We start from the raw sequence: 16,009 nt of genomic DNA on the forward strand, positions 1-16,009 counted from the left end.
GCACCTTTTCGGGCTGGCCGCCTCAATATCGGCCTGCCGCCAGGGCGAAGCAAGTCAGCCATTCGGCCATTGATTTCGCTCGAACCCTGGTCGATGATTAACTTCCACTGGGAAGCATGTGGAGCCGCCACAGGCGGAGACAACCAAGAAGGGGCAAAAATGTTCAAAGAATTCCGGGACTTCGCCATCAAGGGCAATATGATTGATCTCGCCATCGGTGTGATCATCGGCGCGGCCTTCGGCGCCATTGTCTCGTCCGTGGTGGACGACATCTTCATGCCCATCATCGGCCTGATCATCGGCGGCATCGACTTTTCCAACCTGTTCATCGTGCTGTCCAACCCGGACAACCTGCCGGTGGCCTCGCTGGCCGCCGCCAAGGATGCCGGTATCGCCACGCTCAACATCGGCCTGTTCATCAATGCCGTGGTCAAGTTCCTGATCATCGCCTTCGTGCTGTTCATGGTGGTCAAGGGCATCAATTCCATGAAGCGCCAGGCCGCCGCCGAGCCGGTGGCCGCCACGCCGGCGCCGAGCAAGGAAGAGGTGCTGCTCACTGAAATCCGTGACGCCCTGCGGGCCCGCAACTGATCCAGGGAAAGGCCAGCCCAACAGGCTGGTCTTTTCTTTTCCTATGTGCTAGGAATAAAAGCCGATAAACGGCGCACAATAAGTAAATATACCCGACCATGCTGGGGTGAACACCTACGTAGTGTCCGTATCGGCGGGCAGGAACACTTAGTGCAAACTACCGGGGCTGCTCCAGATTGGTTCAGCCGCAAGCATTTACCGCAATTGCCAGGGCAGGGGGCAAAATGAGCGATGAGATGTACCACCAATCCAGTCTGCTGCGGGACCGGCGCATCCATGTGGTGGATGGGGATCTGGCCACCTGCGAGGCGCTGAGCATCCTGTTCCGGCTCGAGGGCTTCCAGACAGCCTATTCGCTCGATGCCGGACAGTTTCTTGCGGCGCTCGAACAGCGGCGTCCCGATGTGATTGTGCTCAACCTGCGGGTGGGGGCGGAAAGCGGCCTGGCGCTGCTGCGGCGCATCAAGGCCATGCGCAACACCATGCCGGTGTTCATGCTGGCCGATTATCCGCAGGTCGAGGCGGCCGTGATGGCCATCAAGCTGGGGGCGAGCGACGTAGTCAGCAAGCCCATCGACACCGAGAGCTTCCTCGCCGGCATCTTCGAAGCGCTGCGCGCCGATCCGCTGACCTATTTTACCGGTGCGCCTAGGCGCGGCGTCGAGGTCTATGGCTTTGCCCAGCTCACCCCGCGCGAACGCGAAGTGCTGCAGCTGATCACCAATGGCCAGTCCAATAAGGAGGCCGGCCGCGCCCTGGGCATCTCGCCGCGCACCGTCGAGGTGCACCGCGCCCGGGTGATGGAAAAGCTGGGGGCGCGTAACACCGCCGACCTCATGCGCATCGTGCTGACCGGCTGAGCCGGCGCCGGCCATGCAAAGGCCATGATGGGCGGGCGATTTGGCCGCAGATCGAGGGACAAGATCATGCAAAGCCTGCCAGATCCGGTTGCGAGCCTCTGCCAGAGCCTGATGGCGGCGCTGGACCAGGCCTTGCCGGGGCAGCTTGAGGCCTTCTATGTCACCGGCTCGGTGGCGCTGGGCGACTATCGCATCGGCCAGAGCGACCTCGATTTCATTGCCGTGCTCTCTGACGCGGCCGACAGCGCTGCGCTTATGGGCGTGCACGCCGATCTGGCCGCGCGCTTCCCCCATATCGATTGTGACGGCATCTATCTCCGCCCCGGCGAATTGGCGCAACCACCCGGCGGCACAGGGCCGGCAGCGCGGGACGGACGGGTTACGCTGGCATCAGGCGATGAGCGCCATCCGGTAAGCTGGCTGCTGCTTGCCGATAGCGGCATCGCGCTGCGCGGGCCGGCGCCGGACCACACACGGGTGGCGGCCGACCGCACTGCGGCCATGGCCCATAGCCGCCAGAACCTCCTGAGCTATTGGCACAATTGGCTGCTGCGCTTTGAGCAGGCGCAACTGGACCAAGGTCAGCTCGATGAGGCCATCCATTGGAGCGTGCTCGGCGCCCTGCGGGTGCATGCCACCATGACTACGGGCCATGTGCCCTCCAAAAGCGCAGGCGGCATCTATGGTCAGACGGCGTTTCCCGCGCATGGCGCGATCATTGCCGAAGCCCTTCGCCTGCGCGGCACCGGGGCAGGTGCCAGCACCTATGGTGATCCGCAGGCGCGCGCCGCCGATACGGTGGCGCTGCTGCAGGCGGTGATTGGATCGGTCTAGCAACAGCGCCTGTGTGTCAGCACAGGCGCAGTGGGACGAAGCTGGTCGCTCGCCTTACTTGGACGGATCGTCCGGCGTGTCGTCATCGCGCACGACTTCGAGGCGCACCTTGGTGGCCAAGGCGGCCAGCGCCGCAATGGCGGCCAGCCAGGGCGCGGTGAGAGCCACCACGCCGCCAGCAATGGCGCCTGCGGTCAGCGGAATTTCCAGCACCGTGTCGCCCGTGCCCACATGGATGCGCAATTTGCGCACATTGCCCTCGGCCATCAGGGACTTGATCTGCTCCACCAATTGGTGGCCGGCGATCTCGATCTCTTCGGTGAAACTGCGCTTGCCGTCCGGGTTCATCATGCTGCTCCTTTGATAGCGTCTTGCGTCGCAACCAGGCCCTGTGCCCAAGCCGCGGCTCGTTCCTGCTCGCCGGCCTTGAGCGGCCCTTCGGTGCCCAGTACCAGAAAGCCCGTTGCGGCACCGGCGATAGTGCAGCCGCGGTCCACCAGCCTGCGCTCGATGGTCTGGCCGGCATAGCCGCCCACTTCCACCACCCAGCGCAGCGGTGCCGGGTGAATGGTGTCGAGATCAAGCCGTGTGTCAAAGGCGGCCGCGCGCAGGCCCGCCAGGGGGGCGTCAGGCAGCGCTTCCAGCATTTCCTGAATGGCCGGGGTGGGGCGGAAGCCGCGCGTCGGCGAACCAACGATCAGCAGCTCAACGCCGGCAAGGTCGGGAATGTGTCCTGGGTTGACGGCCTCAAGCCGCACATCATGGTCCGGCCGCAGAGCCTCGGCCATGGCCTTGGCGATGCTGGCCGTGTTGCCATAGATGCTGTCGTGCACGATCAAGACTGACATGATGCCCTCCTGTGTTGGCAGGAAGAGCATGGACCCGCCGGGGCGGGTCCGCCTTGATGTCGATCAACCGCCCAGGCTGGGGAGGGTCAGATCGCCCGAGGTGAGCTTGCTGGCGGTGATGGCGGCCTCGGCCGCTTCGCGCGGCAGCTCCAGGCTGGTCCACACGCTCACCAGCGCATGGCGCAGGGCAAAGATCATCTCGTCGGTGTGCAGCGGCGTCGGTGTAATGCGCAGCCGCTCGGTGCCCTTGGGCACGGTGGGGTAGTTGATGGGCTGGATATAGATATTGTGCTTGTCCAGCAGCATGTCGCTGGCGGCCTTGACGGCCCGGGCATCGCCCACGATCAGCGGCACGATATGGGTCGAGGTCTCCATCACCGGCAGGCCGGCATCGGCCAGGATCGCCTTGGTCAGCCGGGCCTGACGCTGGTGCATCATGCGCTCATGGCCATTGCCCTTGAGGTGCTCGATCGAGGCCCGGGCGGCAGCGCACAGCGCCGGCGGCAGAGAGGTGGTGAAGATGAACTCGGGGGCATAGGAGCGCACGGCGTCGACAATGGCGCGGTTGGCCGCGATATAGCCGCCCATCACGCCAAAGCCCTTGGCCAGCGTGCCTTCGATGATGTCGATGCGGTCCATCAGCCCGTCGCGCTCGGCAATGCCGCCGCCGCGCGGACCATACATGCCCACGGCATGGACTTCATCGATATAGGTCAGGGCGCCGAATTCCTCGGCGAGGGCCACGATCTCGGCAATGGGGGCGACGTCGCCATCCATCGAATAGACCGACTCAAAGCAGATCAGCTTGGGGCGCTTGCGATCGACTTGGGCGAGCAGCTCGCGCAGATGCGCCACGTCATTGTGACGGAAGATCTTCTTTTCCATGCCCGACTGGCGCACGCCCTGGATCATCGAGGCATGGTTGAGCTGGTCCGAAAAGATCATGCAGTTCGGCAGCAGACGGGCAATGGTGGCAATGGCCGCTTCGTTGGACACAAAGCCCGAGGTAAACACCAGCGCCGCTTCCTTGCGGTGCAGATCGGCCAACGAGCGTTCGAGCTCCACCAGCGGACGGTTGGTGCCCGAGATATTGCGCGTGCCGCCCGAGCCGACGCCCAGCTTGCCCGCGGTCTCCTGCATGGCGCCGATCACCTTGGGGTGCTGGCCCATGCCCAGATAGTCATTGGAACACCAGATGGTGATTTCGCGCTGATTATCGGCGTCATCGCGATAGATGGCCCGGGGAAACTGCCCGGCGACCCGCTCAAGGTCGGCAAAGACCCGATAGCGCTTCTCGGCACGCAGCGTGTCGACCGCATCTTCGAAAATGCCACGATAGTCCATCGACCTGTCCTTCTGTCTGTCCCCGGGACAGAAAACACTGCCCTCGACACCAGCCTCGCCCAATGCCGAGCGCAGCGCTTTGACCTAGGTCAACGTGCCGCGTCCAATCCGCGCCAGACCCCAAATGCGGCCCCAATCAAGGCCTTCAAGTTAAGAGGCATTCTAAACTGCAGCGGTTAACCAGACAATGCGGCAAACGCGCACCTGACCCGCTTTGCGCCATCGCAAATGCGTGAGAGGCGCGCGCCTGGGCGGCGTTTGTGTTGCTTCAGAGCGCCGTAAATCCGGCGATCTGCGCCACCACCATCTCATGGTCAGACAACACTTCGCCATCGGGTGCCAATGCCGCCACGATGCGGCTTTCGGTCACCTCCAGCCCGCGCGTCAGCAGCCAGTCGAGCTTATAGGCGCCCTTGGCCCCCCGACTCAGCCGGCTGGGCCGGGTGGTCATCTGTTCGATCGGCCCGCTGTGGCGGCGGTACCCGCGCTGCGCGGCATCGGCAAACAGCGGCTCGGCGTCGAAATTGCCGCCATCAGCGAGACCCGTATTGAGATCGCCGCCGATCACCACCGGCATATCGCCGGCCAACTGCGCGACGCAATCGAACAGCATGGCCATCTGCCGACCGCGATGGGCGCCATCGCCACGGCTTTCCAGATGCACCGAGACGGCGAACAGCGGACCCTGTTCGGTCATCAGCGTGGCGGCAATGGCGCAGCGCGTGCCGACCCGGGCGGTCTGCACTTCAGTGTTGAACCAGAACAACTGGTCCGGCAGGCGGATCAGCACCGGGGTGAACAGATTGCTGCGGCTCAGCAGCGCATTGCCGTGAAAGCCCAGGGCGTTGAAATCGTCGATGCAGTACTCGAGCTCAGTGGGCGCGCCCAGGTCGAGCTCGAGGAATTCGACGCCATAGGCATGGCCCATGTCCAATTGGGTGGCGATCTCGGCCGAGGTGTGGCGCTGACCGGTGCGCGCCATGCCGTTGTCCACTTCCGAAAGCAGCACCACATCCACACCCTGGCTGGCCAGCAGCGCTGCCGACGGGCTCACCGCATAGCAGCGCTCAAGGTTCCAGGCCGCAATGGTCAGCGGAAACGCCAGCGGCGCACGCGGCGCCATCGGCGGCGCTTCGACGCGCTGCATGCAGGCGAGCCCAGCCATGGCCGCCAGATGATTGGCCTCGGTGCGCTCGAGCGCGCGCAGGGCCTCGCGGTCCTCGAGCGAGGGGGCAATGAGCAGCGTGGGCTGGGCGGGTTTGACAGCGTCGAAGGACATGGCGATTCCAGTGCGGGGAAGGGGCGGGCGGCGCTCGCCATAGCGTCCGCGCGTGAACTGCCGATGACGCCGGTGGCCCTTGCTGGACGCAGCGGCGAAGCGCTACACCTTTGCCCGCCCGTCCTTTTGACCGCCCATCCCGACCCCAGCAGGAGACCTTCATGAGCCACTACGCGCGCTACCCGAGCCTGAATGATGTGCCGGTAGTCATCTCCGGCGGCGCGTCGGGCATTGGCGCGGCGCTGGTGCGCAATTTTGCCGAACAGGGCGCGCGGGTTGGCTTCGTCGATATCGATGCACCCGCCGGCACGGCGCTGGCCAGCGATCTCGGTGCTGCGGGTCATCGGGTACACTTCATCGCCTGCGACCTGACCGATACCACCGCCTATCAGGCGGCGATTGCCGATCTGGCGGCGGTGCATGGCGACGCCTTGGTGCTGGTCAACAACGCCGCCCATGACCAGCGCCACGACTGGGCCAAGGTGACGCCCCAGGATTGGGACGACCGCATGGCGGTCAACCTCAAGCATGCCTTCTTTGCCATCCAGGCGGTTGCTCCGGGCATGATCAAGGCCAGGCGTGGCGCCATCATCAACACCGGCTCGATCAGCTGGATGATCCGCACGCCCTCCCTGCCGGTCTATGAGACGGCCAAGGCCGCCGTGCATGGCCTGACGCGCGCCATGGCGGGCGAGCTGGGCAGCTCGGGCATCCGTGTCAATTCGCTGATCCCCGGCGCGGTCATCACCGAGCGACAGCTCAAGCTGTGGCTGGACGAGGAATCCATGCGCGGCATCCTCGCCAACCAGGCGCTGCCCCAGCATGTCTATCCCGATGATGTCGCGCGCATGGCGCTGTTCCTGGCGGCCGAAGACAGCGCCAAAATCACCGGCCAGCATTTCCTGGTCGATGCCGGCTGGGCGCACGGCTGATCGCCGGATCGGACATCCAGGCGCCGTTCATCGGGCGTTCAGGCCCTTTCCCTGATCACGGTCCTGCCGTATTCAGTAGTCAACTACAAGGCCACCAACCGAATCCTTCAGGGGGATAGATTATGAAGTCGAAGATCTTGGTCGCGCTCGCGGCAACGCTCGCACTGTCCGCGTGCACCACCACCGATCCCTATACCGGTGAAAGCCGCCTCTCCAACACCGCTGGCGGCGCACTGATCGGTACGGGCGGCGGCGCCATTGCCGGCGCGCTGGTGGGTGCGGCTGTCGGTGGCGATCCGCGCGTGGGCGCCCTGGTGGGCGCGGGCGTTGGCGGCCTGACCGGCGCCGGCATCGGCGCCTATATGGACCAGCAGGAAGCCGAGCTGCGCGCGCAGCTGCAGGGCACCGGCGTGTCCGTGACCCGCGTGGGCCAGAACATTATCCTCAACATGCCCTCCAACATCACCTTCGCCACCGACCAGTCGACGGTGCAGCCGCAGTTCAACTCGACCCTGGTGTCGGTTGCCCTGGTGCTCAAGAAGTTCGACAAGTCGATCATCGACGTCTATGGCCACACCGACAGCCAGGGCGACGACGCCTACAATCTGGCGCTCAGCCAGCGCCGCGCCGTGTCCGTGGCCACCACCCTGGCCAACCAGGGCATCGATCAGCGCCGCTTCTACATCGAAGGCAAGGGCGAGACGTCCCCCATCGCCTCCAATGCCACCGAAGACGGCCGCGCCCAGAACCGCCGCGTGGAGATCCAGATCGCCCCGATCAGCCGCGGCTGATCGTATCGCGCGTGACGAGCAACAGAACGCGGCCCATCGGGCCGCGTTTTTCTTTGCAGCCTGGTTGCGCGCTCACAGCCGGTGTGAAGACGGCTAGAGCAGCTGCATCAACAGCAGGATGGCGATGATGATCGCCAGGGCAATGACCCCATAGAGCCACCAATTGGTCGGGCCGGTGGCGCCGACACTCGCTTCATGTTCACCGGCCACCTTGAGCTCGGACTGGGGTGGGACTTCAATGCGCGAGCCATTCTCGTCGATGAGCGCATCAACGCTGGCTTCGGTACGGCCCGGCTTGTCGGGTGCAGTTGCCATGATCAGACCTCCTCGGTTTTCCTGTATTGCCATACTGGGCCGCAGTAGTGGCCATAAAACGGCCAAGGCGGAAAAGACTTGGCAGGGATGAATGCTGAGTAAGCAGATCATGGCGACAGTGATTGGCGCGCTCAGGCTCGTTTTCAACTGGGATGAACTGCGGACGCCAGTGGGGGCGGCGTTGTCGCCGCGACCAAGTGCGAGACATGCAATGGGATCGTCAAAGAAAATCCGAGGGCACAGCATAGTTGCTGCGCCCTCGACGTCTTCAGATGATGCTGTTGATCAACGGGCCGGTGCTTACTGCACCTCGGGCACCCAGACCATCATCGAGCCCTGGCCGCGATTGGCCCACAGGTAATAGGGCACCGCGGTCAGCGTCGCCACATCGTCTGCCGGCGGGGCGGTGCGATAGAGCGAGGTCCAGTCGCCTTCATTGATCGACAGGGCCTGCGCCTTGAGCGTCACCACGCCATCGAAGAGGTCGGCGCGGGTCTCGGCCTTGAGCTCGGCATTGCGCGGCAGCTTGAGCCGCTGCACGCGACCGCCCGGATTGTCGATCTCTTCCACGCAATACACCAGCGGGCCACGCTTCAGCGCAATGCGACCGGAATCCATGATCACGCCCGGATGCGCATAGAGGCGCACCGGCGGCATGGGCAAGGTGAGGGCGATAACATCGCCCGCCTGCCAGGTGCGGTGGATGGTGAGATAGCCATTGGCTACGGCGTCGAGCGCCACAGCCTGGCCATTGACCGTCACGCTGGCACCCTGGCACCAGCCAGGAATGCGCAGCTTGACGTCAAAGGCGGTGGGCGCTGCCGGGTCGACATGGATGGCGATATCCCCGCTCCAGGGATAGTTCGACACTTCGCGCAGACCCACCGTGGTGCCGGCGATCTCCTGGCTGGTGGCAATGCCGCCATAGAGGTGGAAGGCCACGCCATCGCTGGCCGTCGAGAGGAAATAGCCACCCACCGAGGCCACCAGGCGGCTGACGTTCATGGTGCAGCACGGGCAGGTGTGCCAGTCCCAGCGCGTTGGGGTGCCGTCGCTCTCAAGCGGATTGGCGTAGAAGTAATGCTCGCCATCACGGCTGAGTCCGCTCAACGCACCATTGAACATGGCCAGTTCGAGGATGTCGGCATATTTGCCGTCAAGATCGAGATGCAGCATGCGCTGCGCCCAAAAGATCAGGGCCACCGAGGCACACGTCTCGGCATAGGCGGTCTGGTTGGGCAGGTCGAAATCATGCGTGAAGCCCTCGTTATGCGCCGAGGGGCCAAGGCCCGCCGTCACATACATCTTGGTCTCCATCACATCGTCCCAAAGCACTTCGCAGGCGCGCTTGAGGGCCGGATCCTCGATCTCGGCGGCCAGATCAGCCATGGCGGTATAGAGATACATGGCGCGCACGGCATGGCCGACCACCTTGTCCTGCTCGCGCACCGGCTTGTGGCTCTGCGAATATTCGTAATTGGCAAACACATAGGGCTGCTTGCTGTCGCCGCCCTCGCGCTCCAGCCGCTCCAGATCGAAGTAATGCGGCTGCCGGCCGCGCTCATTGATCAGATAGGTCGCAAAGTCGAGGTGCTTCTTCTCGCCGGTGAGATAGTAGAGCTTCATCAGGGCGAGCTCGATTTCCTCGTGGCCGTCATAGCCGCGCTTCTGCCCCGGTCCGGTGCCGAAGACGGAATAGATGTGCTCGAGATAGCCCTCCATGATGCCCAGCCAGCGCCGACGGCCGGTCACCTGGAAATAGGCAATGGCGCCCTCCAGCAGATGGCCGGCGTTATAGAACTCGTGGTTGTCGCGCAGATTGGTGAAGCGCTTGTCCGGTTCGCGGCCAAGATACCAGCAGTTGAGATAGCCGTCCGGCGCCTGGGCCTTCTCGAAATCATCGACGATGGCTTCGATCTTGGCCTCGATATCGGCGTCGCGGCGATGCGCCAGCGCATAGCTGGCCGCCTCGATCCACTTGCCTACGTCGCTGTCCCAGAACACCTGCACGGTAAAGCCATTGGGATGGCGCGGGAAGCGCAGCGGCGGCGGCGGCTGCGGCAGCTTGATAGAATCCAGGATGGTATATTCTGCCAGCTTGCGATGCTGGCTCGGAATGGTGCGGGTCAGCACCGTTTCCAGCCGCTCGTGCCAGAACTGGCCCTCGAACTTGATGTCGGGGAAATTGACGGGAGCATAACGGCTCATCTTGTCCTCCTCAGGAATTCTGATTTTGTTGTGTTGTGTCGGTGTGGCCAGCGGGCGCCGAAGACGGGCGCACCACCAGCGAACAGGGCAGGCGCTCGACGCCGCGAATGCGTTCGCCACCGATCATGGCGATCAGCCGTTCGCCCGCGGCGCGGCCCAGCCGGTGCAGATTCATGTCAACGCTGCTCAGCGGCGGCCGCGCGGCCAGCGCCATGACATCCCAATTGTCAAAGCCGACCACGGCCACGTCCTGGGGGACAGTCAGGCCGCGCTCGCGCAGTGCGTCGCTGGCGCCGCGGGCAATCTGGTCATTGCCGCAGAACAGGGCATCGGGCGCGGTGGCGGCATCGGCAAACAGTTGGTCCACGGCCTCGCGGCCCCAGGCCTCGGACCACAAGCCGTTCAGATAATGCTCTGGCAGGGCCGGCAGCCCGGCCCGCGCCAGGGTGTCGACATAGCCCTGGTGACGTAGGGTCACGGCCTCGAATTCGGCCGGTCCGGTAATATGGGCAATGCGCCGCCGTCCGGTGGCAATCAGATGCTCCACGGCGAGGACCGCGCCGCCGTGATCATCCGGCAACAGGCACAGCGCATCGGGGTCATCACTCTGGGAGAACACATAGATCACCGGCATCGACTTGCCCGGAACGGCAATGGCCGGGCGCCGGTCCATGCGTCGGGCGGTGACCAGAAGGCCATCGATGCGCTTGCCCAGCAATTGGTCAAGATGCTGCTGCTCGCGCTCGGGATCATCGGTGGCGTTGCACATGAAGATCGCAATGCCATGCCCGGCCAGCGTCTCTTCCAGCGCCTCGAGAATGGGAAAGATGAAGCGGCCGAAACTGTCTGTGGTCAGCACGCCCACGGTCATGGAGCGGCTGCGATGCAGGCTCTGCGCCATGGCATTGGGTCGGAAGCCCAGTTCATTGGCGGCGGCGACCACCCGGTCTCGCGTCTCCTGCCGCAGGCTGCCGCTGGCATTGAGCGCCTTGGAGGCCGTGCCGATAGACACGCCAGCCCGGGCGGCGACGTCGCGAATGGTCGCGCGCTGCGGATAATCCGCACCCACCCCGCTGTCTTCCCCGCTGCCCAAACCCGCCTCCACGCTGTGAAAAGCTTTTCCGAATGGCGCCCGCATCCTCAATCGGGAGGGCAGGCGACAATTTCGGAAAAGGTTTTCTTTGATCGTCTTGTGCCATGACCTGCCGACGAAGGCAATGGGGGCGGACGGCGCAAAATATGAATGCAAGAAGACGTTTGGCTGGGCGATCTGGCGCTGCATTCCGGCCACCAGGCGGCCGCGTCGAATGCTTCAGCCTCCCAGCAACTGCCAGTCTCAGTCCGGTCGCCGACACTGATCATGCATCGAGTCTTGCATACGCATGCAAAAGAGTATTGCATTCGTATGCAAGGCCGCTTACCAAATGTGACGTGCGGAAGACAAATGGCGGGATCGGGCGGTTGAGCAAGAGGCCCGAACCTGCCGCGGGAGCGTAACGACAACAGGGGATGGTTGGCGCACTGGCCCAAGGGCGCGCCCTGCACCATCAGGAGAACTTTCATGAAGCTTATGTTCAAGACCACCGTATCGCTTGGGGTCCTGTGCCTCACCGCCGGCGCTGCATTTGCAGACTGCGGCATCGAGGGTGCTGGTTCCGTCCGCATTCTCTCCAATGACTTCGAGGCCCTGCGCCTGGTCAACACCACCGCCGAGGAATGCGCTGCCGATGGCGTCACCGTCACGGCCAATGCCACCGCCGAGCACAAGAACCTGCAGGTTCCGGCCCTGTCGATCAATCCGGCCGAATACAGCGTCGCCGTTGTCGCCAACAACTCGATCGTTCCGCTGCTCAATGACGACCTGATCCGTCCGCTCGACGATCTGGTTGCCAAGTATGGCCAGGCCCTGCAGCCGAACCAGCTGATCAAGATCGACGGCAAGATCATGGCGATTGCCTTCATGGGCAATGCGCAGCACCTGTTCTATCGCAAGGACGTTCTGGACGCCGCCGGCGTTGCCGAGCCCAAGTCCTATGAGGACATCCTGGCTGCCGCCAAGGCCATCAAGGACTCCGGCGCCATGGAATACCCGGTCGCGGCCTCGGTTAAGCCCGGTTGGGATCTGGCCGCTGAATTCGTCAACGCCTATCTCGGCACCGGTGCAGAGTTCTTCGCGCCCGGCACGGCCGAACTGGCTATCGACAATGAGCATGGCCTGAAGGTTCTCGAGACCATGCGCGCCCTGACCGCCTATATGGACCCCGACTACCTGACCTTTGATGCCAATTCCATCAAGGCCGAATATGAAGCCGGCAACACCGCCATGATGGTCGAGTGGGGCTCGCTGGCCGGTGCCACCATCGACGACGAAGGCGCTGCTGACGGCGTCGTGGCCAACACGGTTCTGGCTGCTGCGCCGACCATCGGCGGGGGCACCATTCCGGCTGTCGCGCTGTGGTGGGATGGCTTCACGATCGCCAAGAACATTTCGGACGAAGACGCCGCCGCCTCCTTCCAGGCCATGGTTCACGGCATCAGCCCCGAAATGGTTGCCGCCAACTCGGCCGTTGCCACCTGGCTGGTTGCCGGCTTCGAGCCCGGTCCAGCTGCTGTCGGCGTGATCGCCACTGCCAATGCCGGCGCTCGCGCCTACCCGATGCAGCCCTATATGGGCCTGCTGCACACGGCCCTGTCTGCCGAACTGGCTGAGTACATGGCTGGCACGGAAGATGCCGCTCAGGCTCTGGCCGACGTCAAGGCTGCCTATGATACTGCAGCCAAGGAAGGCGGCTACCTGTAAGGGGTCGCCAGCGCAGCGCCCTCGGGCGCTGCCGCCAAGCTTGACTCGTCCCCCCTTATGGGGCGGACTTCGGGAACTGGCCCGGTCACATGGGCCAGTTCACCGCCCAGCCTCGTCCAATTGGGGGAGGCGTCGGCCAGTGCCAGGCGCAATTGCGCGCCTTGAGCAACTCGCCATGCTCGCCAGCTTTGCGTCCGGGGGCCTTGATGCCACACAAGACATTCTTTGCCTTCATTCTCCCCTCGCTCATCGCGATGGTGCTGTTCATTGCCCTGCCCATCGTTTCGGTGGTGGTGCAGAGCCTTTATGTCGAGCATCCGCGCATTCTGGTTGAGGTCGAGAATTGCCAGCCCTTCGGAGGCTGCACCAAGGAAGTGCGCGTCGATTCCGCGGCCATGCAGGACCTGGAACGCAGCCAGCCGATGGGCCAGTTCAATGGCCTGGGCACCTATCTCAACCGCGGTCATCTGGCCGTCGACGAGATCGGCGCCATCCTCGCCGATAATACCGGTCCGGGCGATGTGCTCAGCCGCATCTACAATCTGCCTTTCTACAAGGCGCTCGCCTTCACTCTGGTGTTCTGTTTTGTGGTGACGCCGCTGGCCATGGCGCTGGGCTTTGTCATCGCCCTGGCGGTCAATGCCGTGCCCAAGGTCATCAAGGGGCCGGTAATCTTCTTTTCGCTGCTGCCCATGATCATCACGCCGCTGGTGGGCTCGCTCATCCTGTATTGGATGATCCAGTCCAACGGCATCATCGGCGCCTCGCTGCAGCATCTGTTCAACGATCCGACGCTGTCGCTGCGCGCCTCGCCCCTCCTCACCTGGCTGTCGCTGCTGTTCTATGGCGTGTGGAGCAATGCGCCGTTCAGCTTCGTGGTGTTCTATGCCGGCCTGCAGACCGTGCCGGGCGATACGCTGGAATCGGCCATGATCGACGGCGCCAGTCGCTGGGAGCGCATACGCTACGTCATCATCCCCCATCTGATGCCGCTGGCCACCTTCGTGGCCCTGGTGCAGCTGATGGACAACTTCCGCGTCTTCGAACCCATTGTCGGCTTCTCGGCCGAGGCCAATGCCACCTCGCTGAGCTGGATGGTCTTTAATGACCTCAGCGGCGATGCGCAGCTGTTCGGCTCGGCCGGGGCGACATCGGTGCTGACCATCATCGGCGTCATCATCCTGCTCACGCCCGTGCTGATCCGCACCTGGCGCGACTTCAATCACAAGGTGGTCTGACATGTCCGAAGCCACGCAATCCCAAAGGCGTCCGCTGGCGCTCAACCTGCTGATCACGGCGTTCATCGTGTTCTGGCTGGTACTGGCCGCCTTTCCCTTTGTCTGGACGGTCTGGGGATCGTTCAAGGTCGAGCCCGACTTCTTCTCCCGCGAGAGCTGGTGGAACGCCATTTTCGGCACCTATACCAAGGCCCAGACCGGTAGCGCCTTCACCGGCGAGGGCTATTACGGCGCCTGGGTGACGCGCGAATTCTGGCGCGCCGTCGGCAATACGGCCATCGTCACGCTCAGCGTCACGGTGATCTCGCTGACGCTGGGCACGCTGGGCGGCTATGCCTTGGCGCGCTCGGGACAGCGCTATGCCTTCTGGATCCTGATCGCGGCGCTGGTGTTCCGCGCCATGCCGCATATCACCCTGGTCTCGGGTTATCTGCTGCCCTTCTTCCAGCTCAATATCTGGGGCGTGCTGCCCACCTCCATCATCGTTCTGGTGGCGATCAATCAGCCCTTCACGCTTTGGATGCTGCATTCCTTCTTTCTCTCGATCCCCAAGGATCTTGATGAAAGTGCCATGGTGGACGGCTGCTCGCGTTTCGAGGCGTTTCGCCGCGTCATCATTCCGGTGATGTGGCCCGGCGTGGTCACCACCGGCCTGTTCAGCTTCCTGCTCGCCTACAACGACTTTGCCACCACCTCCATGCTGCTCAGCGCCGACAACCAGACCATGGTGCCCAAGATCTCGAGCTTCCTGGGCTCTGTGCAGGAGGCGGGCAATGTCATGTATGCCGTGGCGGCCGTGGTGTCGGCGACGGTGCCGCTCTTCATCCTCGTGCTCTTTTTCCAACGCCAGATCGTCAGCGGATTGACCGCCGGCGCAGTGAAAGGCTGATCCAATGGCTCAGATCCGTCTCAAGAACGTCTCCAAGCGCTGGAACAGCTTTGTGGGTGTCAAGGACTTCAACCTCGACATCGCCGACCAGGAATTCCTGGTCCTGCTCGGCCCATCGGGCTGCGGCAAAACCACGACCATGCGCATGATTGCGGGGCTGGAAGACATCACCGAGGGCGAAATCTGGATCGGCGACCGCCTGGTCAACCGGCTCGAGCCCAAGGACCGTGACATCTCGATGGTCTTTCAGAGCTATGGGCTCTATCCCAACATGACCGTCTACGAAAACATCCGCTTCCCGCTCAAGGTGCGCAAGGTGCCCCAGGAGCAGCATCATGAGCGCGTCATGGCGGCCAGCAAGATGGTGGAGCTCGACGACTTCCTGCAGCGCCGCCCGGCGGCTCTGTCGGGCGGACAGCGGCAGCGCGTGGCGCTGGCTCGCGCCATTGTGCGCGAGCCCAATGCCTTCCTGATGGACGAGCCGCTGAGCAATCTGGACGCCAAGCTGCGCGTCTCGACCCGCGCGCAGATCAAGAACCTGCACCATACGCTCAAGCGCACCACCATCTATGTCACCCACGACCAGATCGAGGCCATGACCCTGGCCGACCGGGTGGTGGTAATGAGCAAGGGGCTGATCCAGCAGGTCGGCACGCCGATGGAAATCTATGATCGCCCGGCCAATACCTTCGTCGCGAGCTTCATCGGCTCGCCGGCGATGAACCTGGTGCATGGCGAGATCGCCGACGGCGTCTTCACCGGCGACAGCATTCGCGTCTCTGGCCTATCCCGCGCCGTACGCGGTCCAGTGACGCTGGGCTTCCGGGCCGAGGACGCCATGCTGGCCACCGAGAGCGGGCAAATTGAGGCGCCTATCTATACGGTCGAACTGCTGGGCGAGGCCACGATGCTGTCGATGCGCGTGGCAGGCGAGCTGGTCTCGATCAAGGTCGGCAAGGACTATCGGGCCGAGATCGGCGATGTGGCGCGGGTGACTATCCCCGCCGCCGCCTGCCACCTCTTCGACCGGACCACCGGTGCGCGTATCATCCCGGGCAACTGACATGCCTGCGCAGGAGC

The 16,009-nt window shown here is 63.7% G+C and carries 16 protein-coding genes; 9 read left to right on the forward strand and 7 right to left on the reverse strand.

Features of this window, described 5'->3' with window-relative positions:
* Positions 1-159: 159 nt before the first annotated feature.
* The 3 genes from mscL (at position 160) to E8M79_RS05635 (ending at position 2,285) form a co-directional block, all read left to right on the forward strand.
* Positions 160-591 carry a large conductance mechanosensitive channel protein MscL gene (mscL, locus tag E8M79_RS05625; RefSeq protein WP_137150976.1) on the forward strand — a complete coding sequence of 144 codons (432 nt, stop codon included), beginning with the start codon at positions 160-162 and terminating at the stop codon, positions 589-591.
* Positions 592-815: 224 nt separating this feature from the next.
* Complete coding sequence (locus E8M79_RS05630; RefSeq protein WP_137150977.1) at positions 816-1,451, forward strand: LuxR C-terminal-related transcriptional regulator; 636 nt, start codon at positions 816-818, stop codon at positions 1,449-1,451.
* Positions 1,452-1,517: 66 nt separating this feature from the next.
* Complete coding sequence (locus E8M79_RS05635) at positions 1,518-2,285, forward strand: hypothetical protein (protein WP_137150978.1); 768 nt, start codon at positions 1,518-1,520, stop codon at positions 2,283-2,285.
* Positions 2,286-2,339: 54 nt separating this feature from the next.
* Here the strand turns inward: E8M79_RS05635 and E8M79_RS05640 are convergent, their stop codons facing one another.
* The 4 genes from E8M79_RS05640 to E8M79_RS05655 all read right to left on the reverse strand — a co-directional run bounded on the left by E8M79_RS05640 (position 2,340) and on the right by E8M79_RS05655 (position 5,756).
* On the reverse strand, positions 2,340-2,633 hold the full coding sequence (locus tag E8M79_RS05640) for a DUF4342 domain-containing protein (protein ID WP_248304910.1): 294 nt from the start codon (positions 2,631-2,633) through the stop codon (positions 2,340-2,342).
* Positions 2,633-3,133, reverse strand: a complete 501-nt coding sequence (locus E8M79_RS05645) for a flavodoxin family protein (RefSeq protein ID WP_137150980.1) — start codon at positions 3,131-3,133, stop codon at positions 2,633-2,635. Before E8M79_RS05645 ends, E8M79_RS05640 begins: the two co-directional genes overlap by 1 nt.
* A 63-nt stretch (positions 3,134-3,196) precedes the next feature.
* Positions 3,197-4,477, reverse strand: coding sequence for a 5-aminolevulinate synthase (hemA, locus tag E8M79_RS05650; protein ID WP_137150981.1), 1,281 nt, complete (start codon positions 4,475-4,477; stop codon positions 3,197-3,199).
* A 268-nt stretch (positions 4,478-4,745) separates the two neighbouring features.
* Positions 4,746-5,756, reverse strand: a complete 1,011-nt coding sequence (locus E8M79_RS05655) for an endonuclease/exonuclease/phosphatase family protein (RefSeq protein WP_137150982.1) — start codon at positions 5,754-5,756, stop codon at positions 4,746-4,748.
* 161 nt (positions 5,757-5,917) lie between these two features.
* Between E8M79_RS05655 and E8M79_RS05660 the strand changes: the two genes are divergently transcribed.
* Positions 5,918-6,688 (forward strand): SDR family oxidoreductase, encoded by a 771-nt coding sequence (locus E8M79_RS05660; RefSeq protein WP_137150983.1) that lies wholly within the window; start codon positions 5,918-5,920, stop codon positions 6,686-6,688.
* A 119-nt stretch (positions 6,689-6,807) separates the two neighbouring features.
* On the forward strand, positions 6,808-7,479 hold the full coding sequence (locus E8M79_RS05665) for an OmpA family protein (protein WP_248305038.1): 672 nt from the start codon (positions 6,808-6,810) through the stop codon (positions 7,477-7,479).
* A gap of 93 nt (positions 7,480-7,572) precedes the next feature.
* On the opposite strand, the gene E8M79_RS05670 is transcribed toward E8M79_RS05665, so the two are convergent.
* The 3 genes from E8M79_RS05670 to E8M79_RS05680 all read right to left on the reverse strand — a co-directional run bounded on the left by E8M79_RS05670 (position 7,573) and on the right by E8M79_RS05680 (position 11,095).
* On the reverse strand, positions 7,573-7,794 hold the full coding sequence (locus E8M79_RS05670) for a hypothetical protein (RefSeq protein WP_137150985.1): 222 nt from the start codon (positions 7,792-7,794) through the stop codon (positions 7,573-7,575).
* Between the two features lie 300 nt (positions 7,795-8,094).
* Entirely contained in the window at positions 8,095-10,002 is a 1,908-nt protein-coding gene (locus E8M79_RS05675) for a beta-L-arabinofuranosidase domain-containing protein (protein WP_137150986.1), read from the reverse strand.
* Between the two features lie 10 nt (positions 10,003-10,012).
* A complete protein-coding gene (locus E8M79_RS05680; RefSeq protein ID WP_248304911.1) occupies positions 10,013-11,095 on the reverse strand; it encodes a LacI family DNA-binding transcriptional regulator in 1,083 nt (360 codons plus the stop codon).
* A 468-nt stretch (positions 11,096-11,563) separates the two neighbouring features.
* On the opposite strand from E8M79_RS05680, the gene E8M79_RS05685 reads away from it, so the two are divergent.
* The 4 genes from E8M79_RS05685 to ugpC all read left to right on the forward strand — a co-directional run bounded on the left by E8M79_RS05685 (position 11,564) and on the right by ugpC (position 15,992).
* Complete coding sequence (locus E8M79_RS05685; protein WP_137150988.1) at positions 11,564-12,802, forward strand: extracellular solute-binding protein; 1,239 nt, start codon at positions 11,564-11,566, stop codon at positions 12,800-12,802.
* 206 nt (positions 12,803-13,008) lie between these two features.
* Positions 13,009-14,040 carry a sugar ABC transporter permease gene (locus tag E8M79_RS05690; protein WP_137150989.1) on the forward strand — a complete coding sequence of 344 codons (1,032 nt, stop codon included), beginning with the start codon at positions 13,009-13,011 and terminating at the stop codon, positions 14,038-14,040.
* A gap of 1 nt (position 14,041) precedes the next feature.
* Positions 14,042-14,929, forward strand: coding sequence for a carbohydrate ABC transporter permease (locus tag E8M79_RS05695; protein WP_137150990.1), 888 nt, complete (start codon positions 14,042-14,044; stop codon positions 14,927-14,929).
* A 4-nt stretch (positions 14,930-14,933) separates the two neighbouring features.
* Positions 14,934-15,992: a sn-glycerol-3-phosphate ABC transporter ATP-binding protein UgpC gene (ugpC, locus tag E8M79_RS05700; RefSeq protein WP_137150991.1), complete on the forward strand. Its 1,059-nt coding sequence runs from the start codon at positions 14,934-14,936 to the stop codon at positions 15,990-15,992.
* Positions 15,993-16,009 lie beyond the last annotated feature (17 nt).

Source organism: Devosia sp. FKR38, assembly GCF_005222805.1.
Taxonomy (GTDB): Bacteria; Pseudomonadota; Alphaproteobacteria; order Rhizobiales; family Devosiaceae; genus Devosia.

Bases quoted from the DNA above. Each gene is read 5' to 3' on its own strand.
- mscL (WP_137150976.1), top strand. From the start codon at position 160: ATGTTCAAAGAATTCCGGGACTTCGCCATCAAGGGCAATATGATTGAT.
- E8M79_RS05630 (WP_137150977.1), top strand. From the start codon at position 816: ATGAGCGATGAGATGTACCACCAATCCAGTCTGCTGCGGGACCGGCGC.
- E8M79_RS05635 (WP_137150978.1), top strand. From the start codon at position 1,518: ATGCAAAGCCTGCCAGATCCGGTTGCGAGCCTCTGCCAGAGCCTGATG.
- E8M79_RS05640 (WP_248304910.1), bottom strand. From the start codon at position 2,633: ATGAACCCGGACGGCAAGCGCAGTTTCACCGAAGAGATCGAGATCGCC.
- E8M79_RS05645 (WP_137150980.1), bottom strand. From the start codon at position 3,133: ATGTCAGTCTTGATCGTGCACGACAGCATCTATGGCAACACGGCCAGC.
- hemA (WP_137150981.1), bottom strand. From the start codon at position 4,477: ATGGACTATCGTGGCATTTTCGAAGATGCGGTCGACACGCTGCGTGCC.
- E8M79_RS05655 (WP_137150982.1), bottom strand. From the start codon at position 5,756: ATGTCCTTCGACGCTGTCAAACCCGCCCAGCCCACGCTGCTCATTGCC.
- E8M79_RS05660 (WP_137150983.1), top strand. From the start codon at position 5,918: ATGAGCCACTACGCGCGCTACCCGAGCCTGAATGATGTGCCGGTAGTC.
- E8M79_RS05670 (WP_137150985.1), bottom strand. From the start codon at position 7,794: ATGGCAACTGCACCCGACAAGCCGGGCCGTACCGAAGCCAGCGTTGAT.
- E8M79_RS05675 (WP_137150986.1), bottom strand. From the start codon at position 10,002: ATGAGCCGTTATGCTCCCGTCAATTTCCCCGACATCAAGTTCGAGGGC.
- E8M79_RS05685 (WP_137150988.1), top strand. From the start codon at position 11,564: ATGAAGCTTATGTTCAAGACCACCGTATCGCTTGGGGTCCTGTGCCTC.
- E8M79_RS05690 (WP_137150989.1), top strand. From the start codon at position 13,009: ATGCCACACAAGACATTCTTTGCCTTCATTCTCCCCTCGCTCATCGCG.
- E8M79_RS05695 (WP_137150990.1), top strand. From the start codon at position 14,042: ATGTCCGAAGCCACGCAATCCCAAAGGCGTCCGCTGGCGCTCAACCTG.
- ugpC (WP_137150991.1), top strand. From the start codon at position 14,934: ATGGCTCAGATCCGTCTCAAGAACGTCTCCAAGCGCTGGAACAGCTTT.